The organism is Arthrobacter sp. BPSS-3 (genome assembly GCF_044628475.1).
Classification (GTDB): Bacteria; Actinomycetota; Actinomycetes; order Actinomycetales; family Micrococcaceae; genus Arthrobacter.
Genome location: NZ_JBIMMV010000005.1, coordinates 146,104 through 168,673, shown reverse-complemented (window position 1 = coordinate 168,673; position 22,570 = coordinate 146,104). Strand labels below are relative to the sequence as shown.

24 protein-coding genes are annotated in these 22,570 nt (G+C 70.9%); 8 read left to right on the top strand and 16 right to left on the bottom strand.

The features are described from left to right. Positions 1 to 21 precede the first annotated feature (21 nt). On the top strand, positions 22 to 645 hold the full coding sequence (locus tag ACFVY3_RS10010; protein WP_400159599.1) for a hypothetical protein: 624 nt from the start codon (positions 22 to 24) through the stop codon (positions 643 to 645). Between the two features lie 43 nt (positions 646 to 688). Here the strand turns inward: ACFVY3_RS10010 and ACFVY3_RS10005 are convergent, their stop codons facing one another. From ACFVY3_RS10005 to ACFVY3_RS09950, 12 genes are all read right to left on the bottom strand, one after another. Continuing rightward, positions 689 to 1,510 (bottom strand): IclR family transcriptional regulator C-terminal domain-containing protein, encoded by an 822-nt coding sequence (locus ACFVY3_RS10005; RefSeq protein WP_290257199.1) that lies wholly within the window; start codon positions 1,508 to 1,510, stop codon positions 689 to 691. Positions 1,511 to 1,535: 25 nt separating this feature from the next. Further along, complete coding sequence (locus tag ACFVY3_RS10000; protein ID WP_400159598.1) at positions 1,536 to 2,222, bottom strand: 3-oxoacid CoA-transferase subunit B; 687 nt, start codon at positions 2,220 to 2,222, stop codon at positions 1,536 to 1,538. A gap of 1 nt (position 2,223) precedes the next feature. Then, positions 2,224 to 2,883 (bottom strand): 3-oxoacid CoA-transferase subunit A, encoded by a 660-nt coding sequence (locus ACFVY3_RS09995; RefSeq protein WP_400159597.1) that lies wholly within the window; start codon positions 2,881 to 2,883, stop codon positions 2,224 to 2,226. A gap of 3 nt (positions 2,884 to 2,886) precedes the next feature. Next, a complete protein-coding gene (locus ACFVY3_RS09990) occupies positions 2,887 to 4,110 on the bottom strand; it encodes a thiolase family protein (RefSeq protein ID WP_400159596.1) in 1,224 nt (407 codons plus the stop codon). Then, positions 4,103 to 4,546, bottom strand: a complete 444-nt coding sequence (gene pcaC / locus ACFVY3_RS09985; protein ID WP_400159595.1) for a 4-carboxymuconolactone decarboxylase — start codon at positions 4,544 to 4,546, stop codon at positions 4,103 to 4,105. Before pcaC ends, ACFVY3_RS09990 begins: the two co-directional genes overlap by 8 nt. Then, a complete protein-coding gene (locus ACFVY3_RS09980) occupies positions 4,543 to 5,361 on the bottom strand; it encodes an alpha/beta fold hydrolase (RefSeq protein WP_400159594.1) in 819 nt (272 codons plus the stop codon). The genes pcaC and ACFVY3_RS09980 overlap by 4 nt, the downstream gene beginning before the upstream one ends. Then, entirely contained in the window at positions 5,354 to 6,787 is a 1,434-nt protein-coding gene (locus tag ACFVY3_RS09975) for a lyase family protein (protein ID WP_400159593.1), read from the bottom strand. The genes ACFVY3_RS09980 and ACFVY3_RS09975 overlap by 8 nt, the downstream gene beginning before the upstream one ends. Continuing rightward, on the bottom strand, positions 6,784 to 7,368 hold the full coding sequence (pcaG, locus tag ACFVY3_RS09970) for a protocatechuate 3,4-dioxygenase subunit alpha (protein WP_400159592.1): 585 nt from the start codon (positions 7,366 to 7,368) through the stop codon (positions 6,784 to 6,786). The genes ACFVY3_RS09975 and pcaG overlap by 4 nt, the downstream gene beginning before the upstream one ends. After that, complete coding sequence (gene pcaH / locus ACFVY3_RS09965; RefSeq protein ID WP_400159591.1) at positions 7,361 to 8,260, bottom strand: protocatechuate 3,4-dioxygenase subunit beta; 900 nt, start codon at positions 8,258 to 8,260, stop codon at positions 7,361 to 7,363. The genes pcaG and pcaH overlap by 8 nt, the downstream gene beginning before the upstream one ends. Before the next feature lie 79 nt (positions 8,261 to 8,339). Beyond that, positions 8,340 to 10,262, bottom strand: coding sequence for a bifunctional sugar phosphate isomerase/epimerase/4-hydroxyphenylpyruvate dioxygenase family protein (locus tag ACFVY3_RS09960; RefSeq protein ID WP_400159590.1), 1,923 nt, complete (start codon positions 10,260 to 10,262; stop codon positions 8,340 to 8,342). Beyond that, positions 10,262 to 11,143 carry a shikimate dehydrogenase gene (locus ACFVY3_RS09955; protein ID WP_400159589.1) on the bottom strand — a complete coding sequence of 294 codons (882 nt, stop codon included), beginning with the start codon at positions 11,141 to 11,143 and terminating at the stop codon, positions 10,262 to 10,264. Before ACFVY3_RS09955 ends, ACFVY3_RS09960 begins: the two co-directional genes overlap by 1 nt. A 124-nt stretch (positions 11,144 to 11,267) precedes the next feature. Continuing rightward, positions 11,268 to 12,131 (bottom strand): IclR family transcriptional regulator, encoded by an 864-nt coding sequence (locus ACFVY3_RS09950; RefSeq protein ID WP_400159588.1) that lies wholly within the window; start codon positions 12,129 to 12,131, stop codon positions 11,268 to 11,270. Positions 12,132 to 12,357: 226 nt separating this feature from the next. On the opposite strand from ACFVY3_RS09950, the gene ACFVY3_RS09945 reads away from it, so the two are divergent. Then, complete coding sequence (locus ACFVY3_RS09945) at positions 12,358 to 13,677, top strand: MFS transporter (protein WP_400159587.1); 1,320 nt, start codon at positions 12,358 to 12,360, stop codon at positions 13,675 to 13,677. Positions 13,678 to 13,815: 138 nt separating this feature from the next. On the opposite strand, the gene ACFVY3_RS09940 is transcribed toward ACFVY3_RS09945, so the two are convergent. Next, positions 13,816 to 14,883: an ATP-dependent DNA ligase gene (locus tag ACFVY3_RS09940; protein ID WP_400159586.1), complete on the bottom strand. Its 1,068-nt coding sequence runs from the start codon at positions 14,881 to 14,883 to the stop codon at positions 13,816 to 13,818. A gap of 140 nt (positions 14,884 to 15,023) precedes the next feature. Here ACFVY3_RS09940 and ACFVY3_RS09935 point away from each other — a divergent pair, with 140 nt between their 5' ends. Then, positions 15,024 to 15,260 carry a hypothetical protein gene (locus ACFVY3_RS09935; RefSeq protein WP_290257186.1) on the top strand — a complete coding sequence of 79 codons (237 nt, stop codon included), beginning with the start codon at positions 15,024 to 15,026 and terminating at the stop codon, positions 15,258 to 15,260. 157 nt (positions 15,261 to 15,417) lie between these two features. On the opposite strand, the gene ACFVY3_RS09930 is transcribed toward ACFVY3_RS09935, so the two are convergent. Further along, a complete protein-coding gene (locus ACFVY3_RS09930; RefSeq protein ID WP_290257166.1) occupies positions 15,418 to 15,705 on the bottom strand; it encodes a MoaD/ThiS family protein in 288 nt (95 codons plus the stop codon). Between the two features lie 9 nt (positions 15,706 to 15,714). Continuing rightward, positions 15,715 to 16,833: a WD40/YVTN/BNR-like repeat-containing protein gene (locus ACFVY3_RS09925; RefSeq protein ID WP_400159585.1), complete on the bottom strand. Its 1,119-nt coding sequence runs from the start codon at positions 16,831 to 16,833 to the stop codon at positions 15,715 to 15,717. A gap of 323 nt (positions 16,834 to 17,156) precedes the next feature. On the opposite strand from ACFVY3_RS09925, the gene ACFVY3_RS09920 reads away from it, so the two are divergent. From ACFVY3_RS09920 to ACFVY3_RS09905, 4 genes are all read left to right on the top strand, one after another. Next, positions 17,157 to 17,564 carry a metal-sensitive transcriptional regulator gene (locus tag ACFVY3_RS09920; RefSeq protein WP_400159584.1) on the top strand — a complete coding sequence of 136 codons (408 nt, stop codon included), beginning with the start codon at positions 17,157 to 17,159 and terminating at the stop codon, positions 17,562 to 17,564. 93 nt (positions 17,565 to 17,657) lie between these two features. Continuing rightward, complete coding sequence (locus ACFVY3_RS09915; protein WP_290257162.1) at positions 17,658 to 17,888, top strand: heavy-metal-associated domain-containing protein; 231 nt, start codon at positions 17,658 to 17,660, stop codon at positions 17,886 to 17,888. Between the two features lie 74 nt (positions 17,889 to 17,962). After that, positions 17,963 to 20,284 carry a heavy metal translocating P-type ATPase gene (locus ACFVY3_RS09910; protein WP_400159583.1) on the top strand — a complete coding sequence of 774 codons (2,322 nt, stop codon included), beginning with the start codon at positions 17,963 to 17,965 and terminating at the stop codon, positions 20,282 to 20,284. A 159-nt stretch (positions 20,285 to 20,443) separates the two neighbouring features. Next, the gene (locus ACFVY3_RS09905) at positions 20,444 to 20,710 is read left to right on the top strand and encodes a hypothetical protein (protein ID WP_290257160.1); all 267 of its coding nucleotides are present in this window, start codon (positions 20,444 to 20,446) and stop codon (positions 20,708 to 20,710) included. Between the two features lie 69 nt (positions 20,711 to 20,779). Here ACFVY3_RS09905 and ACFVY3_RS09900 read toward each other — a convergent pair whose 3' ends face one another. Beyond that, positions 20,780 to 21,751, bottom strand: coding sequence for an EamA family transporter (locus ACFVY3_RS09900; RefSeq protein ID WP_400159661.1), 972 nt, complete (start codon positions 21,749 to 21,751; stop codon positions 20,780 to 20,782). Between the two features lie 232 nt (positions 21,752 to 21,983). Here ACFVY3_RS09900 and ACFVY3_RS09895 point away from each other — a divergent pair, with 232 nt between their 5' ends. Further along, positions 21,984 to 22,526: a CGNR zinc finger domain-containing protein gene (locus ACFVY3_RS09895; RefSeq protein ID WP_400159582.1), complete on the top strand. Its 543-nt coding sequence runs from the start codon at positions 21,984 to 21,986 to the stop codon at positions 22,524 to 22,526. Positions 22,527 to 22,570: the final 44 nt, after the last annotated feature.

Below are 22,570 nucleotides of genomic sequence, written 5' to 3'. Positions count from 1 at the left end.
CTCATCTCATTTGGGGGAATGATGACCGAGCGCGCGGATTCCGACGCACACGAACACTCACTGACGAACCTCGGGGCGGAGCCCCGCTACGGCCAGCGGTGGCCCGACGGCGCGCCGTGGCCGGATTCGGCGGACCGCCGGCACACGCTGCTGCCGGCCCTGCCGCTGCCCCGCCCGCGGACCGAGACGCTGGAGCACGCCGTGCGCGGCACCGTCTTCGCCCTGGCGGTGGTCCCGGCCGGCGTCGTGCTGTGGCTGGCTCTCTGGAAGCTCGGCTGGATGGCCTCGCTGGTGTCGTTCGTGACGGCGGCCGGCGCCGCGCGGCTCTATCTGGCCGGCAGCACCGGTGGCCGGGGCGGCTCCGTGACCCGGCGCGGGGCCTGGGTGGTGCTGGGCGTGACCGCGCTGACCATGCTCCTGGCGTTCTTCGGCAGCATCTGGCTGGATGTGGCCGAATATATCGGCGACCAGCCCTTCGGACTGCTCTTCGAACCGGGAGCCTGGGACCTGCTGGGCTACAACCTCACGAGCAATCCGCCGCTGGTGCAGGACCTCAAGGGCGAATTCCTGATGATGCTGCAGTTCAGCGCGCTGGGCTCCTCCTTCACGCTGCGGCAGCTCTTCGCCCGGTCCCGCCGGGTCTAGAACCCCTCGCCCGGCGACTCAGTCCGCGCGCCAAGCCCGCGGCTCAGCTCTTCGCGGAGAGGTCCGCCGAGATGAGTTCGGCGGTGGCGACGGCGGCCTCGCGGACCGAGTCGAGGTACGCTGCGGGGTCCGGGCGGGCCGCGACGGCCTGGGCCTGCAGGGACACGTTGATCGCCGCCACCACCTTCGGCCCGTCGTGGATCGGCGCGGCCACGGACATCAGCCCGAGTTCCAGTTCCTGGTCCAGCAGGCACCAGCCCTGGGCGCGGACCGTGGCGAGTTCGGCCTCCAGCCCGGCGCGGTCGGCGATGGTGTGCGGTGTCAGCGGTCGCAGATCCGCGGTGTCCAGGTAGCGCGCCAGCTCCTCCGGCGGGAGGGCGGCCAGCAGCACCCGGCCCATCGAGGTGGCATAGGCGGGGAACCGGGTGCCCACGGTGATGCCGACGGTCATGATCCGGCGCGTCGCCACCCGGGCGACGTAACTGATGTCCTGGCCCTCCAGCACCGCGGCGGAGGTTGATTCGCCGAGCGCCAGGGAGAGCTCCTCCAGGTGCGGCTGGGCGATCTGCGGCAGGGACAGCCCGGAGAGGTACGCGTAGCCGAGCTGCAGCACCTTGGCCGTGAGCGCGAAGTCCTTGCCATCGGTGCGGACGTAGCCCAGCTCCACCAGGGTGTGCAGGAAGCGCCGGGCCGTGGCGCGGGTCAGATCCGTCCGCGCGGCCACTTCGCTGAGCGTCATCTGCGGGTGCTCGGCGTCGAAGGAGCGGATGACGGCCAGGCCGCGGGCCAGCGACTGGACGTACTGGTCGCTCGCGGCGGGCGCCTCCGTGGCACCGGCCGGGGACGGGTTCGGCTTTTGAGTCACCGCCCTACCCTATCTGCGCGGCCCGTCATTCCGGCCCGGCCGCGGTCAGCGGCACGGGCACCACGGCCTGCAGGTCCGCCAGGGTGCAGCCGAACGTCTCCCGCACCGTGACGCCGTCGGGCCCGATGAGGAAGACGGCCTTGTCCGTGTAGACGCGGGTGACGCAGCCGATTCCGGTGAGCGGGTAGGTGCAGGTTTCCACCAGTTTGGAGACGCCGTCGCGGGTCAGCAGGGTCATCATCACGAAGACGTCCTTGGCGCCGGTGGCCAGGTCCATGGCCCCGCCCACGGCCGGGATCGCGTCCGGGGCGCCGGTGTGCCAGTTCGCCAGGTCCCCGGTCCCGGAGACCTGGAAGGCGCCGAGGACGCAGATGTCCAGGTGGCCGCCGCGCATGATCGCGAAGGAGTCCGCGTGGTGGAAGTAGGAGGCGCCGGGCAGCTCGGTGACGGGGATCTTGCCGGCGTTGATCAGATCGCTGTCGATCTGGCCCCCGGTAGCCTCGGGTCCCATGCCGAGCATGCCGTTCTCCGTGTGAAGGGTGACGTTCTGTTCCGGCTCGAGGTAGTTGGAGACCAGGGTGGGCTGGCCGATGCCGAGGTTGACGAACGAGCCGGAGGCGATGTCCCGGGCCACCAGGCGGGCCAGCTCGTCCCGGCCCAGGGGCTCTTCGGAGCGCCGGAGACTCTCCTGGCGCTCGGACTGCGTGCTCATCTCAGGCCACCTTCACAATGCTGTTGACGTAGATTCCGGGCGTGATGACGTTTTCCGGGTCGAGGCTGCCGGTGGGGACGACGTCGGAGACCTGGACGATGGTGTGCTTGGCAGCCGCGGCCATGATGGGACCGAAGTTCCGGGCGGTCTTGCGGTAGACCAGGTTGCCCTTGCCGTCGGCGGTGAGCGCCTTGATCAGGGCGACGTCGGCGTGGATGGGCGTCTCGAAGACCTGCCATTTGCCGTCCAGGAACCGGGTTTCCTTGCCCTCGGCGAGCATGGTGCCGTAGCCGGTGGGGGTGAAGAAGCCGCCGATTCCGGCCCCGGCCGCCCGGATCCGTTCGGCCAGGTTGCCCTGCGGGACAAGCTCCAGTTCGATCTCCCCGGCCCGGTACTTCTCGTCGAAGTGCCAGGAGTCGGACTGGCGGGGGAAGGAGCAGATCATCTTCCGCACCCGGCCCTCCTTGATCAGCAGCGCCAGGCCCTGATCCGCCTGGCCGGCGTTGTTGTTTACCACCGTGAGGCCGGTGGCGCCGCCGTCGAGCAGGGCGTCGATGAGTTCGAAGGGCTGACCGGCGTTGCCGAAGCCGCCGATCATCACCGTGGACCCGTCCCGGATACCGGCGACGGCATCGGCCACCGTGTCTACGAAGTTCAGCATGGCTCAGGCCTTTCCCTTGCTGGCGCCGGCGGTGACGTTTTCGAGGACGACGGCGAGGCCCTGCCCGACGCCGATGCAGATCGCGGCGACGCCCCAGCGTTCGCCGGACGCCTGCAGGGAGCGGGCCAGGGTGCCCAGCAGCCGGCCGCCGGAGGCGCCCAGCGGGTGGCCCATGGCGATCGCCCCCCCGTGCCGGTTCACAATCGCGGGATCGATGCCCCAGCCGTTGATGCAGGCCAGGGACTGCGCGGCGAAGGCCTCGTTGAGTTCGACGGCGCCCACCTGGTCCCAGCCGATCCCTGCCTTCGCGAGGGCCTTGTTGGCCGCCTCGACGGGGGCGTAGCCGAAGTACTGAGGGTCGTTGGCGTGCGCGCCGCGGCCGGCGATCCGGGCCAGCGGGTCCAGGCCGAGCAGCCCCGCGGCGGCCTCGCTGCCCAGCCACGCCGCGGACGCGCCGTCGGAGAGCGGGGAGGCGTTTCCGGCGGTGATGGTCCCGCCGTCGGGCCCGTCGGCCTCGGCGCGGAAGACGGTCTTCAACACGGCGAGCTTCTCCGCGCTGGAACCCGGGCGGATGCCCTCGTCCCGCGTCAGTTCCGTGCCCGGCACGGCGGCGACGAGGGAGTCGTAGAAGCCCTCGTCCCAGGCCGCGGCGGCCAGGTTGTGCGAGGCGGCCGAGAACTCGTCCTGGGCCTGCCGAGTGACGCCGTACTTCTGGCGGAGCCGCTCGGTGGCCTCGCCGAGGGAGATGGACCAGTCCGGGCGCATCCGCTTGTTCACCAGGCGCCAGCCCAGGGTGGTGGACACCAGGGCCATGTCCCCAGCCGGGTAGGGCTTTTCGGTCTTGGGCAGCACCCACGGCGCCCGGGACATCGACTCGACGCCGCCGGTGAGTACCAGGTCCGCGTCGCCGGTGGCGATCTGCCGGGAGGCGATGATCGCCGCGTCCAGCGAGGACCCGCAGAGCCGGTTGACCGTGGTCCCCGGGACGCCGACCGGAAGCCCTGCCAGCAGGGTGCCCATCCGGGCGACGTTGCGGTTTTCCTCGCCGGCGCCGTTGGCGTTGCCGAAGACCACCTCGTCGATCCGCTCCGGGTCCAGGCCGGGGGCCCGGCGGACGGCCTCGCCGATCACGTGCGCGGCCAGGTCATCCGGGCGTACGCCGGCCAGGCCGCCGCCGAATTTGCCGAACGGGGTCCGTACGGCGTCGTACAGAAAAGCCTCAGTCATGGTTCTTGTCCACTTCGGTCTCGTCGATGCTGCGGAACACCTGCTGGGCGGTCTTGAAGGCGGTGTTGGCCGAGGGGACCCCGCAGTAGATGGCCGTCTGCAGCAGGATTTCCTTGATCTCGTCCCGGGTCAGTCCGTTGGTCAGGGCGGCCCGGATGTGCATGGCCAGCTCCTCCCAGTGCCCGTGCGCCACCATCGCGGTGATGGTCACGGCGGAGCGCATCTGCCGGCTGATGCCCGGCCGGGTCCAGATGCCACCCCAGGCGATCCGGGTGATCATGTCCTGAAAGTCCTCGGTGAAGTCGTCCTTGGCGGCGTTGGCCCGGTCCACATGGGCGTCGCCGAGCACCTCGCGGCGGGCCTTCATGCCGCCGTCGTAGATCTCGCGGCTGGTGGCCTCCGGCTGGACGACTCCGTGCCGTTCCGGGCCGCTCACTGTGCTGGCCCGTTCGACTCGGCCCAGGTGATGAGGGTGCGCAGGAGTTCGGCGACGTGCCCGGGGGCCTCGAAGGGTGCCAGGTGGGCGACGCCGGCCAGGGTGGCGGCGTTCGCGGTGCCGCCGCCGGCGGTGATGCCGTCCACGATTTCCTTCGCGAGCGACGGCGGTGCCACCTCGTCCAACTCCCCGGCGAGGGCCTGGGTGGGGACGGTGATGCTGCCGAGTTCGGCGCGGACGTCGTAGCCGGCCAGGGCCTCGCAGCAGAACGCGTAGCTGAACCGGTCGGCATCCCTGAGCGTGTGCAGCAGGCGGCTGCTGCGCTCGGGTTCGTGCTCCATGAAGCCGGGCGCGAACCAGCGCTGGGCGGAGCCCTCGATCATCACCGGGGTGCCCTGGTTCCGGACGGTCTCCGCGCGCTCCAGCCAGCCCTCGGGGGTGCCGATCTTGGCGCCGCTGCACTGTACGGAGAGGCTCTTGAGCCTGCCGCCGTGTTTGATGCCCAGCTGCAGCCCCACGGCCCCGCCGAGGGAGACGCCGGCGTAGTGGAAGCGGGCGCCCGGGGAGATCGAATCGACGAGCTCGACGACGGCGTCGGCCAGTTCGGCCACGGTGAAGGGTTCCGTCGCGGCCGGGGAGACCCCGTGGCCGGGCAGGTCCCAGGCAACGACGTCGAATGCGTTGCCGAGGAGGCCCCCGGCCTGGCTCCAGAGCAGGGTGGAGGTCCCCAGGGAGGGCCCCACCACCACCAGGGGCCGGTCGCCGAGTTCGCGTTGCGGCGAGAGCAGGACGGCCTTGAGGGTTGGCTTAGTCATCGGAAACACCTTTCTGGAGGGCCGGGTCAGCGAAGCCGGGCCGGGCGTCGAGCAGCCGGCGGATGATCCCGCCGGACTGGCCGAGGTAGTTCGCGGGGTCGAGCAGTTCCTCGAGCCGTTCGTCGGTGAGGGCGTCGGCGGGGACGGCCTCCCGCAGCAGCGAGCGGTAGGTGGCGCCCCGCTCGGCGGCGGGCGCCTGCAGGGTGCGGTCCACTACCTCCTGCAGCCGGGCGCGGCCGCCGTCCCCCAGCAGGGGCGCGACGGCGGCGCCGACGGCCTCGGAGAGCAGCAGCGGCCCGAAGAGGTCCAGGTTGCGCCGCATGGCGTCCGGGTGCACCTGCAGCCCGGCGGTGAGCTCGCGCAGCTGGCCGGCGGCGCCGAGGGCGAGCCGGAGCAGGGAGCGCAGCGCGGGCCATTCGGCGTGCCAGGCGCCGTCGGCCCGTTCGTCGTTGAAGCTGGCGGCGGCCAGGTGCAGCTGGGCGGCCAGCGCGGGGGCCTGCAGCGCGGCGCTGCGGACCAGGACCGAGAGGACCGGGTTCTGCTTGTGCGGCATCGCCGAGGAGCCGCCGCGTCCGGGGGCTACGGGTTCGGACAGCTCGGCGACCTCGGGCCGGCTGAGGAACAGCACGTCCCCGGCGATTTTGCCGGCCGCGTCCGTGACCGCGGTGAGGGCGTCGCCCAGTGCCGTGACGGCGAGGCGGTTGGTGTGCCAGGGTGCAGCCACCGGGTCCAGGCCGAGGCTGGCGGCGAGCCGGTCGGAGAGCTCGAACGGGGTGCTGGCGGGGCCGGCCAGTGCGGTGCCGGCGGCCAGGGTGCCGGCGGCGCCGCCGGTCTGCACCGGAAACTCCAGGCTCTCCAGGCGGGCCGCGGCGTCGACGAGCCCGGCGAACCACTGCGCGGCCCGGAGTCCGAAGCTGTAGGGCAGCGAGTGCTGGGTCAGGCTGCGGCCCACGCAGACGGTGTCCCGGTGGCGTTCGGCGAGCCCGGCCAGCGCCGCCGTCGATTCCCGCACCTCGGCCAGGAGTTCGGCGACGGCGTCGGAGGCCAGCAGCATCAGGGCCGAGTCCAGCACGTCCTGGCTGGTCAGGGACGCGTGCACCGCGGCGGACGCCCCGAGGCCCTCCGTGTCCAGGGTGGTGACCCGGGCCCGGAGGTCGGCCAGCAGCGGGATGACCGGGTTCGCCCCGCCCTGGGCGCGGACCGCGATCCCGGCGAGGTCGTAGCGGTCCACGTCCGCGGCCGCCGCAACGACGGCGGCGGACCCGGCGGGCGCCAGGGAAGCCTCCTCGAGAACCCCGGCCCAGGCGGCCTCGACCCGCAGGATGGCGGCGAGGACGGCGCGGTCGCCGGTCAGCGCCGTTACCCGCGGGGCGGCCGAGACCGGGCTGAGCAGGCCAAAGTCGCCGTCGGGAAGGGGAGCCGTCACGGCGCGGAGCCCTCGCCCTCGGAGCCGGCCTCGAAGTCGAGGAACACCGTCTCGCCCTCGCCCTGCAGCCGGATATCCCAACGCAGGCCGCCGTCGGCCTCGCGCCGGGCGATCAGCGTGCGGCGGCGCTCCGGGTCCAGGGTGGACAGCAGCGGGTCGCTGGCCAGGGCTTCCTCGTTCTCCGGCAGGTACACGCGGGTGAAGAGCCGGTTCATCAGGCCGCGGGCGAAGACCACCACCGAGATGAACGGCGCGGCACCCGGGGCGGTGGGGCCGGGGTTGACGGTGGTGAAGGTGAAGACGCCGGTGTTGCCGACGGCGCAGCGGCCGAAGCCGGTGAAGGTGTACCCGTCGCGGACCAGGGAGCCGGGGTGATGCGGGACGTTACCCTCGGCGTCGGCCTGCCAGATCTCCAGGATGGCGTCCGGGACCGGGTGGCCGGCGCCGTCGTAGACCGCGCCCTGCAACCGGATGCTGCCCGGGGTGGCGGGCGGCAGCAGTTCGCGGTCCTTGGCGTAAGGCAGGGCGTAGCCGTAGAACGGGCCCACCGTCTGGCCGGGCGTGGGGGTCAACTTACTCATGGTGGTCGCCTTCCGCGCCGAGGGCCTCGTTTTCGGTCCAGGTCCGCTTGGACCCGGTCAGGACGATGTCCCAGTTGTAGGCCAGCGCCCACTCGGGCTTGGTCTGGTCGTGGTTGTAGGTGGCCACCAGGCGGTCCCGGGCGTCCTGGTCCACGATCGACTGGTAGATCGGGTCGAGGGCGAAGAGCGGGTCGCCGGGGAAGTACATCTGCGTGACGATGCGCTGGGTGAACTCGTGGCCGAAGAGCGAGAAGTGGATGTGCGCGGGACGCCAGGCGTTCAGGTGGTTCTTCCACGGGTACGCGCCGGGCTTGATGGTGGTGAAGCTGTAGGAGCCGTCCGCGCCGGTGATGCAGCGGCCGACGCCGGTGAAGTTCGGGTCCAGCGGGGCCGGGTGCTGGTCCCGCTTGTGGATGTAGCGGCCGGAGGAGTTGGCCTGCCAGATCTCCACCAGCTGGCCGGCGACCGGGCGGCCGTCGCCGTCGAGGACCCTGCCGGAGACGATGATCCGTTCACCCAGGGGCTCGCCGTTGTGCTGGATGGTCAGGTCCGACTCCAGCGCGTGCACGTCCATGTGCCCGAACGCCGGTGAGTACAGCTCGATGGTCTCCGGGTCCGCGTGGTGCAGGCTCTTCGTGGGGTGCCGGAGGATGCTGCTGCGGTACGGCGGGTAGTCCAACCGCGGCTGGATTTCCGCGGCGGCGCCGTTGGCACGGGCCTGCGCATACGCGGCGCCGAGGGCCTGCATCTCGTCGCTGAGGATCTGCTGGGACTCGGCGGCGGTGTCCAGGGCGGGTACGGCCGGCTGGGCCGGGGTCTGGGGCGCCGCGTCGGACACGTCTTCGGTGAGCGGGTCCGCGTTGAACGTCTCGCGGTTCATCTCTTCAGGCACTGCAGCCTCCTTTCGTGGTGCTGGATCGGTGATTCTCGGATGATGGTCGGGTCAGGCTGTTGAGTTCGGGAGGTGCGGGTCAGGAGGTTCGGGTCAGCTGGTGCCGGTGGTCGTACTGGACGGCGTGGCGGACCGGCGCGTTGGGGGCACCATACCCGTCGTAGCGGCCGCGGCGTTCGACCATTTCGAAGAACACGCTGCCCACGGTGGCGGTGTAAAAGTGCAGGAACTCGCCGTCGGCGTCGCGGTCGTAGAGCAGGTTCAGCTCGCGCAGGGTGGCGAGGAACTCCGGGTCCAGGTCGAAGCGGGCGTCCAGGTCCTCGTAGTAGTTGGCCGGGATGCGCAGGAAGTCCAGGCCCCGGTCCCGGGCGGCGCGGGCGGTGGCCACCAGGTCATCGACGGCCACCGCGATGTGCTCCTGGTAGGTCCGGCGCGGCGCGTGGCTCCCGGCGGCTGGCTCCGCGGAGCCCTCCTGCTGGTGCAGCGGGGCGAGGTTGAGTACCAGCCGGACGCCCCGGTCGCCCGTGGCCATGACCTGCGAGCGGACCAGCCCGGTGGGGCTGGCCACCTCGGCATAGGGCTGGGGCTGGAGCGCCAGGGCGCTGGTGTAGAAGAGGACGGCCTCGTCGAAGTGCTGCCAAGGCTGGGCCAAGTTGACGTGGTCGATCACGGCCCTCGCTCCCTCGGTTTCCCCGCCCGTGGCGGGCTCCGCGTGGCCGGGGCCGAACTCGTCCACCCAGGCGGCCGTGCCGTCCGGGCTGCCCTGGCAGAGGAAGATCTCGGTGGAATCCGGCGCGGCGAAGCCCTGGAAGACCTCCTCGTCCGCGCGGCTGGTGCGCGGCACGGCGGGGGCCTTGAGCTGCCGGGCGCGGGCCGCGGCGAGCACGGGCGAATCGACGTCGAAGCCGACGGCGGCGATGGCGGTTTCCGCCGGGGCCGGGGCGTCCTCGTTGATGATGATCCGGGCCTGGCCGAGGGTCCAGAGCTGGACGTTCTTGCTGCGGTGCCGGCCGTTGAAGCCGAAACCGAGCTGGCCCAGCAGGCTCTCCAGCGCGGCGGTGTCCGTGGCGCGCACCTCGGCGAAGTTAAACCCGGCGGGTTCGGCCACCCGCGGCAGCGTGGCCAGCTCCATCGGGTGCCGGCGCGGGGCGGGCCGGCCGGCGGCGGCGCCGGGCGCGTTCCCCGTGAGCCACTTGGCGCTTTGTTCCTCAAGCCAGATCAGCGAGCGCATTGCGTCCACGGCGGTGCGTTCGACGTCGGACTGGCGGAAGACGTCGTTGAAGACCTCGAGCGAGACCGGTCCCGCGTAGCCGGCGCGGACCACGTGGCCCATGAACTTGGCCAGCTCGAACTGTCCCTCGCCCGGGAAGACGCGGTGGTGCCGGCTCCAGGACAGCACGTCCATGGACAGCTTGGGGGCGTCTGCGACCTGGACGAAGAAGATCTTCTCCGGGTCGAGCGCCTCGATCGGTGCGGTGTCCCAGTCCCGGGAGAGGATATGGAAGGAGTCCAGGCAGGTGCCCAGGTTCGGGTGGTCAACCCGGGCCACCAGGCGGTGGGCGTGCTCGTAGTCGTTGACGTAGCGGCCCCAGGCGAGGGCCTCGTACGCCACCCGGACCCCGTGCTCCCCGGCCAGCTCCGCGAGCCGGGCCAGCTGTTCGGTCCGGAGGTCGTCGTCGTCGATCGACGCGGTGGCCACGTTGGAGCAGACCAGGATGGTGTCCATGCCAAGTCTGGACATCAGCCGGAACTTGGCCTCGGCGCGGCGGAAATTGCCGGCCAGCAGCTCCTCCGGGACGCTGTCGAAGTCGCGGAACGGCTGGTACAGGTCCAGGGTGAGTCCCAGGTCCGCGGCCATGGCGCGGATGTCCTCCGGGCTCAGCGGCGAGGTCACCAGGTCCTGTTCGAAGATCTCGATCCCGTCGAAGCCGGCGATGGCGCAGGCCTGCATCTTCTCCCGCAGGGTGCCGGAGAGGCAGACGGTGGCGATTCCGGTGCGCATCAGGCGGCCACCTCCTCGGCGGCGACGAGTTCCAGGAAGTGGCCGCGCATCCGGGCCGCGTCCGGTTCCCGGCCGGTGAAGATGCGGAAGGCGTCGGCGGCCTGGCCCACGGCCATCCGGCCGCCGTCGAGGACCTCGCAGCCGCGTTGCCGCGCCACCCGGACCAGCTCGGTCTCGATCGGCCGGTAGACGATGTCCGCCACCCAGTGCCGGGATTCCAGCAGCGCGGCGTCCAGCGGCAGGCCCGGGTGGGCGGCCATGCCCACCGGGGTGCAGTGGACCAGGCCGTCGGCGCGCGGCATCAGGGCCGGCAGCTCCGCCGTCGTCCGTGCCGTGACCGTGGCGCCGGGGAAGAGGACGGCCAGCTCGGCGGCGCGGGCGGCGCATCGGGCGGGGTCGGTGTCCACAAGGTCCAGTTCACGGACGCCGGCGGTGAGCAGGGCGTAGGCGACGGCGGAGCCCGCGCCGCCGGCGCCGAGCTGGACCACGCGGTCCAGGGTGGCGTCGGGGAGCCCGTCGGCCAGGGCCGCGGCGAAGCCGGAGCAGTCGGTGTTGTGGCCGGTCAGCCGGCCGTCCCGGATGGTGACGGTGTTGACCGCACCAAGCCGGCGGGCGTCCGGGGTGAGGTCGTCGAGGTGCTCGATGACCAGCTGCTTGCAGGGGTGGGTGATGTTCAGGCCGTTGAAGCCGAGCCGCGCGGCCCCGGTGAGGAGATCACCGACGGCGGTGCCGGGCAGGCCGAGTTCGATCAGGTCGATGGGCCGGTACAGGTAGCGCAGGCCTTGCTCATCGCCCTCCCGTTCGTGCATGGGCGGCGTGAGCGACGGCGTCACGCCATCACCCACGAGGCCTATGAGGTAGGACTCCGCTCGGTTGCTCATCCGTCTAGCTCCTTTGACAACGGCACCCTCTCCGCCGCACCGCTCGGGGCGGCGGCGAAAGTGATAGGGGTAACAATACTGGAAGTGTTCACATAATGCACTTATGTTCTTATGACGAACTTATTTATTGCTGCGGCAGCCTGGCGGAGAGTTCCGCGGCCGCCGCCTGCAGCAGGGGCACCAGCGCCACGAGGGCCTCCATGCTCATCCGGAAGACCGGCACGGCGGTGGCCAGGGAGGCGAAGGCATGGCCCTGGGCATTGAAGACGGGGACGGCGACGGCGCGCATGCCCAGCTCGTTCTCCTCGTCCATGGTGGCGTAGCCGCGGGCGCGGACCTGCTCGATTTCGGCGCGGAAGTCCCCGCGGTCGGTAATGGAACGCTCCGTCAGGGGATCGAGCGGGAGTTCCTCCAGGAGCCGGTTCCGGGTGGCGTCATCGGCGAAGGCAACCAGCGCCTTCCCCACGGAGGTGGTGTGCAGCGCCCCCAGATGCCCGGGATCCGAGGTCACCCGGAAGGTCTGCGGGCCGTCCACCTTGTTCACCGTCAGGTGGTGGTTGCCGTCCCGCACGGAGAGGATGGTGGCCTCCCCGGTCTCCTCGGTCACCCGGCGCAGGATGGGCAGCGAGGTGCCGGCGAAGCCGTGGTGGTTCGATACCCGCTGACCCAGCTGGAACACCCGCAGGCCCAGGTGATAGCGGCGGCCATCCGGCTCGTAATCGACGAAGCCGTCCCGGGTCAGCGAGCCCAGCAGCCGGTAGGTGGTGCTGAACGGCAGCTCGGCGCGGCGGGATAGTTCCGCGGCACTGGCGCCGCGGGGTTCGTCGCCGAGCAGGACCAGCAACCCGAGGGCCTTGCCGACCATGTCGGTGCGGGAACCGGCGGCCGGTTCCGGACCCGTCCCGGCGGCCGGCTCGGCAACGGAATCGGCGGCAGCTTCGGCGCCGGACTGATCGGCGGCCGGCATTGTGTCCTGGTTCACACTCATGGATTGATGTTCTCACATTGTGAGAGCTATTGCTAGATGGTGAATATTTTCCTTGACAAGTGATCTGCCCCACAGCCATGCTTGCTACATCACGCAAGTAGCTCCCACCATGCGGCTACTTCACAGGGTCCACTCCAGGTCAATCGGCTGCCGCATCCGGGAAGCCAGCGGCCGGCACGGCCCCCAAGATCCATCCCCGACAATGCCGTCACCCCGAAGGAACACCATGAGCCAGACTCTCCCGACTACGACGCCGGGCACCGCCACTCCGGCGGGCACGCCGAAGAAGGCGGCCCTCGCCAGCTTCCTCGGCAGCGCCGTCGAGTACTACGACTTCTTCATCTTCGGTTCCGCCGCCGCCCTGATCTTCCCGAAGGTCTTCTTCCCGGACGCGGACACCAACGCCGCCATCATGTCCTTCGCGACTTTCGGCTTCGCGTACATCGCCCGCCCGGTGGGCGCCATCATCCTGGGCCACTTCGGCGACCGGGTGGGCCGCCGCAAGGTCCTCATGTTTACGCTGGTGCTGATGGGTGCCTCCACCTTCGTCATCGGCTGCCTGCCGGACTTCAAGACGGTCGGCTGGTGGGCCCCGGTACTGCTGGTGATCGCCCGGCTCTGCCAGGGCCTCTCGGCCGCCGGCGAGCAGGCCGGCGCCTCCTCCATGACCCTGGAGCACGCCCCGGACAACCGCCGTTCCTTCTTCACCTCCTGGACCCTCACCGGCACCCAGGGCGGCCAGATCCTCGCGGCCCTCGTCTTTATCCCGGTCCTGGCCCTGCCGGACGAGATCAAGTACGGCATCGGCTGGCGCATCCCGTTCTGGCTCAGCGCCGTCGTCGTGGTGGTCGCGTTCTTCATCCGCCGCACCCTGCACGAGCCGCCCGCCTTCGAGGAAGCCCAGAAGAGCGCCAAGATTTCCAAGATCCCGGTGGCCGACCTGCTCAAGCACCACTGGCGTGATGTGCTGCGCGTCGTGGCCTGCGCGTTCATCGCCGCCGTCTCCACCGTCTTCGGCACCCTCGCCATCAGCTACGCCAAGACGGTCGCCAACGTGGACGGCACCGTGACCCTCTGGCTGGTGGTCGGCGCGAACCTGATGGCCCTGGGCACCCAGCCGCTGTTCGGCAAGCTCGCGGACCGGATCGGCCGGAAGCCCGTCTTCATTTACGGCGCGCTCTCCAGCGCGGTGCTGACCCCTGTGTTCCTGCTCAGCCTCGAATCCGGTTCCGTCCCGCTGATGTTCCTGGCCGCGATCGGCTTCTTCTCCTTCGGCTACGCCGCCTCGAACGCCGTCTGGCCTTCCTTCTACGCCGAGATGTTCAGCACCAAGGTCCGCTTCTCCGGCCTGGCGATCGGCACCCAGCTGGGCTTCCTGATGGCCGGCTTCGCCCCGGCGATCGTGGCCGCGATGGGTGGCATCAAGGCCGGTGGCTGGGTCCAGATCACCATATTCACCGCCATCATCTGCGTCATCGCCGCCGCCTCCGCGCTGACCGCCAAGGAAACCTTCAAGGTCCCCACCAAGGAGCTTGGCCTGCGCTGAGCCGGCCTCCGTTTGAAAGGCCAGGGCGGACATTCCCGCCCGGTTACAACCCGGAAGGCCCGGTGTGTTCACGGAACACGCCGGGCCTTCCGGCGTGTCGGGGCCAGCAGGCGGCAGTAACCGGGGAGGAGCGTACGCCTAGCGGCCGGCGCCCAGCACGTCGGCCAGGTCGTAGCCGACCGGTTCCTCCAGCTGGGCGTAGGTGCAGGACTGGGGGTCCCGGTCAGGCCGCCAACGCACGAACTGGGTGGTGTGCCGGAACCGGGGCCCCTCCATGTGGTCGTACTTGACCTCCAGCACCCGCTCCGGCCGCAGCGGCACGAAGCTGAGGTCCTTAGTGCCGCTCCACCTGCTGCCCTCGGCGTTGCGCGGGGTTCGGGTGCCGTCCTCCTGCCGGTCCCAGGCCCAGGGGTGGTCGGCGAAGTCCGTGACCAGGGGCTGGAGTTCCTCGAAGAGTTCCTTCCGGCGCTGCATCGGGAAGGCGCCCACCACGCCGACGCTGGCCAGCAGGCCGTCGCCGTCGTAGAGCCCCAGCAGCAGCGAGCCCACCCGGTCCGGCCCGGAGGTGTGTACCCGGTAGCCGGCCAGGACGCAGTCCGCGGTGCGCTGGTGCTTGACCTTGAACATGATCCGCTTGTCCGGCTGGTAGACCGAGTCCAGGGCCTTGGCCACGATCCCGTCCAGGCCGGCGCCCTCGAACTGGTTGAACCAGCGCTCCGCGGTGTCCCGGTCCCGGGTCGCGGCCGTGACGTGGACCGGCGCGCTGCTGTCGGCCAGCGCGCGTTCCAGGGCCCCGCGGCGTTCCGCGAACGGTCGGCCGGTGAAGTCCTCGCCGTCCAGCGCCAGCAGGTCGAAGGCGACGAAGCTGGCCGGAGTCTGCCCGGCCAGCAGCTTGACCCGGCTGGCCGCGGGGTGGATCCGTTGCTGCAGCGCGTCGAAATCCAGCCGGTCCCCCGCCACCAGGACCACCTCCCCGTCCAAGACGCAGCGCGGCGGCAGGTTCCGCTTCAAGGCCTCGACCAGCTCCGGGAAGTAGCGGGTCAGCGGTTTGCCGTTGCGGCTGCCGATCTCCACCTCGTCCCCGTCGCGGAAGATGATGGAGCGGAAACCGTCCCATTTGGGTTCGAAGCTCAGCTCCCCCTCCGGGAGGGCGGGGACGGCCTTGGCCAGCATCGGCGCGACCGGAGGCATCAGGGGCAGGTCCATGCGCCCATTCTTGCCTGCACCCGGCCCGGCGTCGAGAACTAACCCGTTCCTTACCGCACCGAAACGCGGCGGCAACAATGGGCTCCCACACTGGAAGTGCCCGCAGGTCCAGGCATCAGCTTCAGTCCGGGAGGCCCGCCATGTTGAAGGAAGCCGCAGCGCACGTTGTCCGAATCCGCAGCCTCGAGCAGGTGCGGCGGGGGGACGAGATCGAGGCCCGCCTGCGGGTGGGACCGAACTACGACGACGTCGTCATCCGCCGCGGCTGTGTGCAGGAGACGGCCCCGGGGATCGGCGTCGTCTGGATCCTGGACCGGCACAGCGGCATGCGGAAGGCCGTCAATACCGACGAATGCACCCTGTGGCGCGTCGCTTGAGCCGGGGATCCAACCGCCGCCCGGACCGGAGACCCACGACCGGCCGGCGGGCGTAGTCAGTCAGGACTGCCCCCGGCCAGCAGGTGCAGCCATTCGATGGTGCCTAAGACCTGGACATCCGAGGATCCCGCCAGACCGCCAAGGCGTCACCCGGAGCTCAGCCGCCGGCGACGGACTGGATGATGAGCACCTCCTGGCCCGGCGAGACCTCGGTCCCGAGGCCCTGCAGACGGCGGATTTCGACGCCGGAAACGTAGACGTTCACGAAGCGGCGGACGCTGCCGGTCTCGTCCCGGAGGCGCCGGCCGAGCGCGGGGTAGTTGCCGGCCAGCTCGTCGAGCAACCGGCCCACCGGGAGCGGGCCGTCGGCGGCCACCTCGAGGCCGGACCGGCCGCCGGCCAGAGGCGCCAGGACGCTCGGCAGCAGCACGCTGATCTCAGCCACGGCGGCCCGTCATGCCGGGACCGGGGCGCCGACCACCTGCGCCGCGCGCACGCACAGCACGTCGGGCAGGTGCGAGGCGACCTCGGTGAAGTGCTCACCCTCGTCGGCACTGGCGTAGACGCTGCCGCCGCGGGTGCCGAAGTACACCCCGGCCGGCTCGGCGGTGTCCACGCAGGCCGCATCGCGGAGCACCGCGTTAAATTCGGAGCCGGGCAGGCCCTCGTCCAGCCGCTTCCAGGTGGCTCCGGCGTCGTCCGTCCGGTGCACTGCCAGCTTCCCCTCCGGGGGGATCCGCTCGCCGTCGGCCTTCAGCGGGATCACCCAGGCCGTCCCGGCGCGGTGCGGGTGCGTGAGCATGACGAAGCCGAAGTCCGCAGGCAGCCCCTCCGCGATGGATTCCCAGGTCTCGGCGTCGTCGTCCGTGCGGTAGACGCCGTGGTGGTTTTGCGCGTAAAGCCGGCCATCGACGGCGGAATCGGCGGCGATCTTATGCACGCACTGGCCGAACTCGGGGTAGGGGTCGGGGTTGAAGTAGGCGGAGATGCCCTTGTTCCGGGCGTCCCAGGACTGGCCGCCATCCTTGGAGCGGTAGACGCCGCCGGTGCTCATGGCCACGTGCACCCGCTCCCCGTCAGGGTGGACGACGATCGAGTGGGCCGCCGCGCCGCCGTAGCCGGAGCCCCACTCGCTGCGGTGCGGGTGGTCCCAGAGGCCGCGGTTGAGTTCGAAGTGTTCCCCGCCGTCGGTGGACTTCCACACCGAGATCGGCTCGCAGCCGGCCCAGACGACGCCGGGCCGGGACTCGGCGTCGGGATAGATCTGCCAGACCCGCTCCAGGGCGGCGCCGGTGTCCTCGGGGAAGCGGATGGCGCCCTGCTCGGGCTCGGTCCAGCTCGCCCCCAGGTCGTCGGAGTGGAAGACGGTGGGTCCCCAGTGCTCGGAGCGGACGCCGACCAGGATCCGGGTCTTGCCGTCCCGGGTGTCGATGCCGATGCTGGGGATCTCACTCATCAGGAAGTGCGGTCCGGACAGGGACCAGGACTCTCGGTCGGGGCTGGTGGCCAGCCACAGCCCTTTTTTCGTGCCGATTGCCAGGACAAAGTTTTCCTCGGATGCCATGGCCCCCATCGAACCACCACGAGTGAAGGCCCGCAATGGTCTTTTCACCTTCGCTTGGAGAAATTCCCCGGGACACCGGCGGCGGCCCGACCGGCCGGGGCACGGGAAACTAAAGCGAAAGTAGTTATCCGAGGTGCTGGCGAAGCCGCCGCGCGCCCCGTAGAGTCGTGGATGTAGGCGGAAGAACGCCTACCCCAATGACTGCTCCGGAGTGCGTATCCCCCAATAACGCACTCCGGAGCTTTTTAATGCCCATTCTCCGGCGGCGTACACCTTCGAATACCCCCTGGGGGTACTTGCGCCATACCCACCAGGGGTATATCTTGGTGGCCATGAGCGCATCCGATTCTTCAGTGGCCGCCGCCGGGGACCTGATTCCCGCAGGTGCGGACGCAGATACCACCGCAGCGACAGACCAGCACGAGGGCCCGCACACCGGCTTCGGCCAACACGGGTATTCCGCGAACAAGGATGCCTACCTCAAGCGGCTCAAGCGCATCGAGGGGCAGGTCCGCGGCATCGCCCGGATGGTCGATGAGGACAAGTACTGCATCGACATCCTCACCCAGGTCGCCGCCGTCACCAAGGCCCTGCATGCCGTCAGTCTGGGTCTGGTGGAGGAGCACATCGGCCATTGTGTCGTCGGGGCGGCCGCCGAACCGGATCCTGAGCTGCGGTCGGAGGCCATCGACGCCAAGGTCAAGGAAGCCACCGACGCCATCGGCCGGCTCCTGCGCTAACGCCGCGAGCCGCACCACCCCACCGGTAACCCCCACATCCAGATACCCAGCCAGCCACCAACAGGGCCGTCCCGGCCCACGAAGGAGAGCACCATGAGCACCGTTTCCACCACCATTGAGGTTTCCGGCATGACCTGCGGCCACTGCGTCTCCTCCGTCACGGAGGAACTCGAGGCCCTGGACGGCGTGGAGAACGTCGACGTCGACCTCAACGCGGGCGGGATCTCCACCGTGACCATCGGCTCCGCCCGGGAGCTCTCCCCGGCCGAGATCGGCGAGGCCGTCGCCGAGGCCGGCTACCTGGTGGTCGCTAACGAAGCCTGACAAGGCGACTGACCAGAACTGAGCGCCGGAGAAGGCGCCCGCAGCACGAAGGAGCAAGGAAAGAGGCACGTACCGTGGAAAACGCCAAGCTGCTGGACCAGTCCGGGACGCGGGTGGTGGAACTCGATATCGAGGGCATGACCTGTGCGTCCTGCGTGGGCCGGGTGGAGCGCAAACTCGGCAAGCTGGAGGGCGTGGAGGCGGTGGTGAACCTGCCGCTGGAATCGGCCCGCGTGACCGTTCCGGCCGGCATCAGCGACGACCAGCTCACCGCCACCGTGAGCGCCGCGGGCTACAAGGCCACCGTGCGGACGCCCCCTGCCGACCGCCCCGCCGTGGACGATGCCTCCGCCGGGGACGAAGCGTCCGACGGCGGCGCAACTGACGGCGCAACCCGCGGCGCGGCGTCGGCCCTGAAACCCCGGCTGATCACCGCCGCCGTCTTCACCGTGCCCGTCTTCGTGCTCTCCATGGTGCCGGCCGCGCAGTTCCCGAACTGGGGCTGGGTGGCCGGGCTGCTGGCGCTGCCGGTGGTCACGTGGGCGGCCTGGCCCTTCCACCGGGCCGCGGCGGTGAACGCCCGGCACCTGTCCTCCACCATGGACACCCTTGTCTCGATCGGCGTCACCGCGGCCTACGTCTTCTCCGCCTGGCAGCTGCTGGCCAATCCGCGGCTCACCGAACACCCCGGCATGGCCGGCATGGGACCGGAGGGCCTGTACTTCGAGGTGGCCTCCGTGGTGACCACCTTCCTGTTGCTGGGCCGCTACCTCGAGGCCAACGCCAAGCAGAAGGCCGGGGATGCGCTGAAAACGCTGCTGGACCTGGGGGCCAAGGACGCCACCGTGCTCCGCGACGGCCTCGAAGTCACCGTGCCGGCGGACCGGCTCACGGTGGGCGACGTGATCGTGGTCCGCCCCGGCGGGAAGATCCCGGCCGACGGCGTGGTGGTCGAGGGCAGCTCCGCCGTCGACGCCTCCCTGGTCACCGGCGAATCCGTGCCGGTCGAAGTCGGCCCGGACAGCCCCGTCACCGGCGCCACCATCAACACCTCCGGCCGGATCCTGGTCCGGGCCACCCGCGTGGGCTCGGAGACCACCCTGGCCCAGATGGGACGGCTGGTCTCGCAGGCGCAGTCCGGCAAGGCGCCCATCGCCCGGCTGGCCGACCGCATCAGCGGCGTGTTCGTCCCTGTGGTGCTGGGCATCGCCGTCGTGACCTTTGCCGCCTGGTTGTTGGCGGCCGGACCGGACATCACCGACGCCGGCCTCCGCTCGGCCTTCACGGCCGCGGTGGCGGTGCTGGTCATCGCCTGCCCCTGCGCCCTGGGCCTGGCCACCCCGGTGGGCCTGCTCACCGGCACCGGCCGCGGCGCGCAGCTGGGCATTCTGATCCGCGGCCCGCAGGTCCTCGAGGACACCCGGACCGTGGACACCATCCTGCTGGACAAGACCGGAACCGTGACCACCGGGCACCTGGCCGTCGCGGGCACCACCGCCTTCCCCGGTTTCGAGGCCGGCGCCGTGCTGCGGCTCGCCGGCGCCGCCGAGGCCGCCTCCGAGCACCCGATCGCCCGGGCCATCGCGGCCGCCGCCCTGGCCGACGGGTCCGCGGACCGGCTGCCGGCCGTCGCGGACTTCCACTCCGCCCCCGGCGGCGGCGTCCGCGGCACGGTCGACGGGCACACGGTCACCGTCGGCCGCTCCGGCTGGCTGGAGGAGAACGGAGTCGCGCTCACCGGCGGCCAGCGCGAGACCCTCGCGGCCGAGGAAGCCGCCGGGGCGAGCGCCATCTGGGTGGCGGTCGACGGCGCACCGGCGGGGCTCATCAGCCTGCGCGACACCCTGAAGCCCGGATCCGCGGCCGCCATCGCCCGGCTCCGCGGGCTGGGGCTGCGCCCCATCCTGCTGACCGGCGACAACACCGCCGTCGCGGCCCAGGTGGCCGCCGCCGTCGGGATCGCCCCGGAGGACGTCTACGCCGGGGTCACACCGGAGGGGAAGGTGGACGCCGTCCGCGCCCTCCAGGACGACGGCGCCACCGTGGCCATGGCCGGCGACGGCGTCAACGACGCCGCGGCGCTGGCCCAGGCGGACCTCGGCATCGCGATGGGCTCGGGGACGGACGTGGCGATCGAGGCCGCGGACCTGACCGTCATGGGCAACGACCTGGCCCAGGTGGCGCAGGCGATCGAGCTGTCCCGCCGCACGCTGGGCACCATCAAGACGAACCTCTTCTGGGCCTTCTTTTACAACGCCGTCGGCATCCCGGTGGCGGCCCTGGGCCTGCTCAACCCGATGATCGCCGGCGCGGCCATGGCCGCCAGCTCCGTGCTGGTGGTGGCCAACTCGCTCCGCCTCCGCAGCTTCGGGAAGCAGGGGCCGGCCGCAGCCTGAGTGGGGCCTTCCCTATGGGCAGGGCTCCATGGGCAGGGGTCCCCATCGACGCTGGCGGAGGCGGCAGGGTAGGTTCTTGGCATAGGAACTTCCGGATCAGCCGGGGGCCGCTGGGGACGCCGAGAGGTTCGGGTCCGACGATCTAAGGAGATTTTTCGCATGGCTATTTGGGGTGCAGATGTTGATCAGCTGAAGGCGCTGGGTTCCAAGCTCCAGGCCGGGTCGCAGGAAATCGATAACCAGAAGTCGATGCTGACCAAGGTCCTGGCCGGCACGCAGTGGATGGGTCCGGACGCGGAGAAGTTCCGCAGCGAGTGGAACGGCGAGCACGTCGCGGCCCTGACCCGGGTGTCCCAGGCGCTGCAGCAGGCCGGCCAGCAGGCGGTCCGCAACGCCACCGAACAGCAGAGCGCCTCCGCCCGCTAAACGCGGCCGCGGAATCAACCCGCCCACTACGCAGCAGGTCCGGACGCACCGCGTCCGGACCTGCTGCTGTTAATCCGCCTTTTGTGACCCCGCCCGGCCTGCCCAGGGGACGGGTTCGACGTCGTTCGCGTGGTCCAGCGGCGCCGAAACCGCGGCGGCCGTCCGCAACTCGTCCAGCCGGACCAGCAGCACCCCGCCCACGATCAGCACGCCGCCCAGCAGCTGCACCGGCCCGGGAAGCTCGCCCAGCAGCAGCCAGGCCCAGAGCACCGCGAACAGCACCTCGGTCAGCGAGATGAAGGACGCCACCTTGGAGCCCAGGGCCCGGGCGGCCACGATCCCGGAGACGTAGGCCAGCACGGTGGCCAGCAGGACCAAGCCGCCGAGGGAGACCCACCACGGCGTCACCCAGGGACCCAGGCGGGTGTCCGCGGTGGAGGCGGCCATGGGCAGCAGACCCGTCGCCGCGGCCAGCCACATCACGGCGGCGCCGGTCAGCAGGCCGCCGGAGGCCAGGACGATCGGCGGCAGGGTGTCGTTTTCCTTGGCGGTGATGAAGAAGTAGATGGCCAGGCAGACGGCGGCCGCCACGCCCCAGAGCACGCCGACCAGGTCGATCCGCACCGCCCCCGTGAGGTCCAGGACCAGCACCAGCCCCGCCAGCGAGAGCAGCGTCCCGCCGACGGTCAGCGGCCGGGGCCGGCGTCGACTGGCCACCCAGAGCCAGAGCACGATCATCACCGGGGCAAGGTATTCGAGCAGGAGGGCGACGCCGACCGAGAGCCGGGCGACGGCGTTGAAGTAGAAGAGCTGGCAGGCCGCCACGCCGATCACGCCGAACAGCACTACGGTGAGCCAGTTGTCCCGGAGCTGGTGCCAGCGTCCGCGCAGCGCGAGGGCCGCGGGGACGGCGAGGACCAGGGCGGCGCCGGTCAGGCGCGCGGTGACCGCGGCGCCGGGGCTCCAGCCCGTCTCCAGCAGGGACTTGGCGAAGGATCCGGACAGGCCGAAGACCGCCGAGGAGAACAGCGCCACGCCCAGGCCCGAGGCGAGGAACGAGGAGACACCGGTCCGCGCGGCGGTTCCGGCGGCGGGCGTGCCTGGCGTGCCGGCAACGGTGCCGGTGCCCGGGCTGCCGGGGATGGCCCCGTCGTGCGGGGTGCTGGTGGGAGAGCCGGCGGGGCGGCGAGCGGCAGGCAAGGGTCTGCCTCCTGTCAGGAGTAAAGTCGGGTTATGGTCATGACAGTACGTGCGTCGAACGTAAGGAGTCAAGATGATTTTTGCCCCTGACACGGAGATTGCGCTCCGGTCCGTCGTCAACCTGATCAATACCGCGGCGAACGGGGAGGAACATCTCCCGGATCCGGCCGCCCTGGACCGGTTCCTCAGCGCTGAGGGCTTCAGCGGCGCCCGGAGCCGCGACGTGGCCGAACTGGAGAGCGTCCTGCGGTTGCGAACCGAACTCACCGCCCTCTGGCGGGCCGGGGAGTCCGAAGCGGTGGACACCGTGAACCGGCTGCTGCGTGAGGCGGGGGCACTGCCGCAGCTGAGCAAGCACGACGGCTGGGACTGGCACCTGCACGCCACCGCGCCGGAGGCGCCCCTGGCGGACCGGATGAGCACGGAGGCGGCGATGGCGCTGGTGGACGTCATCCGCAGCAAGGAAATGGACCGGATGCTGGTATGCGCCGCGGACGACTGCGACGCTGTCGTGCTGGACCTGAGCCGGAACCGCTCCAAGCGGTACTGCGACACCGGCAACTGCGCCAACCGGGCGCACGTGGCGGCTTACCGGGCACGGAAGGCCGCGTCCTAGGGGGCGGCTGAGGACTGCCTGCGCCGCTGGAGAGGGGACCGGCT

Excerpts from the sequence above, each read along its gene's own strand:
- ACFVY3_RS09995 (WP_400159597.1), bottom strand. The coding sequence starts at position 2,883 with ATGCTGAACTTCGTAGACACGGTGGCCGATGCCGTCGCCGGTATCCGG.
- ACFVY3_RS09935 (WP_290257186.1), top strand. The coding sequence starts at position 15,024 with ATGTTGAAGGAAGCCGCAGCGCACGTTGTCCGAATCCGCAGCCTCGAG.
- ACFVY3_RS09955 (WP_400159589.1), bottom strand. The coding sequence starts at position 11,143 with ATGAGCAACCGAGCGGAGTCCTACCTCATAGGCCTCGTGGGTGATGGC.
- ACFVY3_RS09920 (WP_400159584.1), top strand. The coding sequence starts at position 17,157 with ATGAGCGCATCCGATTCTTCAGTGGCCGCCGCCGGGGACCTGATTCCC.
- ACFVY3_RS09905 (WP_290257160.1), top strand. The coding sequence starts at position 20,444 with ATGGCTATTTGGGGTGCAGATGTTGATCAGCTGAAGGCGCTGGGTTCC.
- ACFVY3_RS10010 (WP_400159599.1), top strand. The coding sequence starts at position 22 with ATGACCGAGCGCGCGGATTCCGACGCACACGAACACTCACTGACGAAC.
- ACFVY3_RS09960 (WP_400159590.1), bottom strand. The coding sequence starts at position 10,262 with ATGCGCACCGGAATCGCCACCGTCTGCCTCTCCGGCACCCTGCGGGAG.
- pcaG (WP_400159592.1), bottom strand. The coding sequence starts at position 7,368 with ATGAGTAAGTTGACCCCCACGCCCGGCCAGACGGTGGGCCCGTTCTAC.
- ACFVY3_RS09945 (WP_400159587.1), top strand. The coding sequence starts at position 12,358 with ATGAGCCAGACTCTCCCGACTACGACGCCGGGCACCGCCACTCCGGCG.
- ACFVY3_RS09950 (WP_400159588.1), bottom strand. The coding sequence starts at position 12,131 with ATGAGTGTGAACCAGGACACAATGCCGGCCGCCGATCAGTCCGGCGCC.
- ACFVY3_RS09915 (WP_290257162.1), top strand. The coding sequence starts at position 17,658 with ATGAGCACCGTTTCCACCACCATTGAGGTTTCCGGCATGACCTGCGGC.
- ACFVY3_RS09980 (WP_400159594.1), bottom strand. The coding sequence starts at position 5,361 with ATGACTAAGCCAACCCTCAAGGCCGTCCTGCTCTCGCCGCAACGCGAA.
- ACFVY3_RS10000 (WP_400159598.1), bottom strand. The coding sequence starts at position 2,222 with ATGAGCACGCAGTCCGAGCGCCAGGAGAGTCTCCGGCGCTCCGAAGAG.
- ACFVY3_RS09990 (WP_400159596.1), bottom strand. The coding sequence starts at position 4,110 with ATGACTGAGGCTTTTCTGTACGACGCCGTACGGACCCCGTTCGGCAAA.
- ACFVY3_RS09940 (WP_400159586.1), bottom strand. The coding sequence starts at position 14,883 with ATGGACCTGCCCCTGATGCCTCCGGTCGCGCCGATGCTGGCCAAGGCC.
- ACFVY3_RS09895 (WP_400159582.1), top strand. The coding sequence starts at position 21,984 with ATGATTTTTGCCCCTGACACGGAGATTGCGCTCCGGTCCGTCGTCAAC.
- ACFVY3_RS09925 (WP_400159585.1), bottom strand. The coding sequence starts at position 16,833 with ATGGGGGCCATGGCATCCGAGGAAAACTTTGTCCTGGCAATCGGCACG.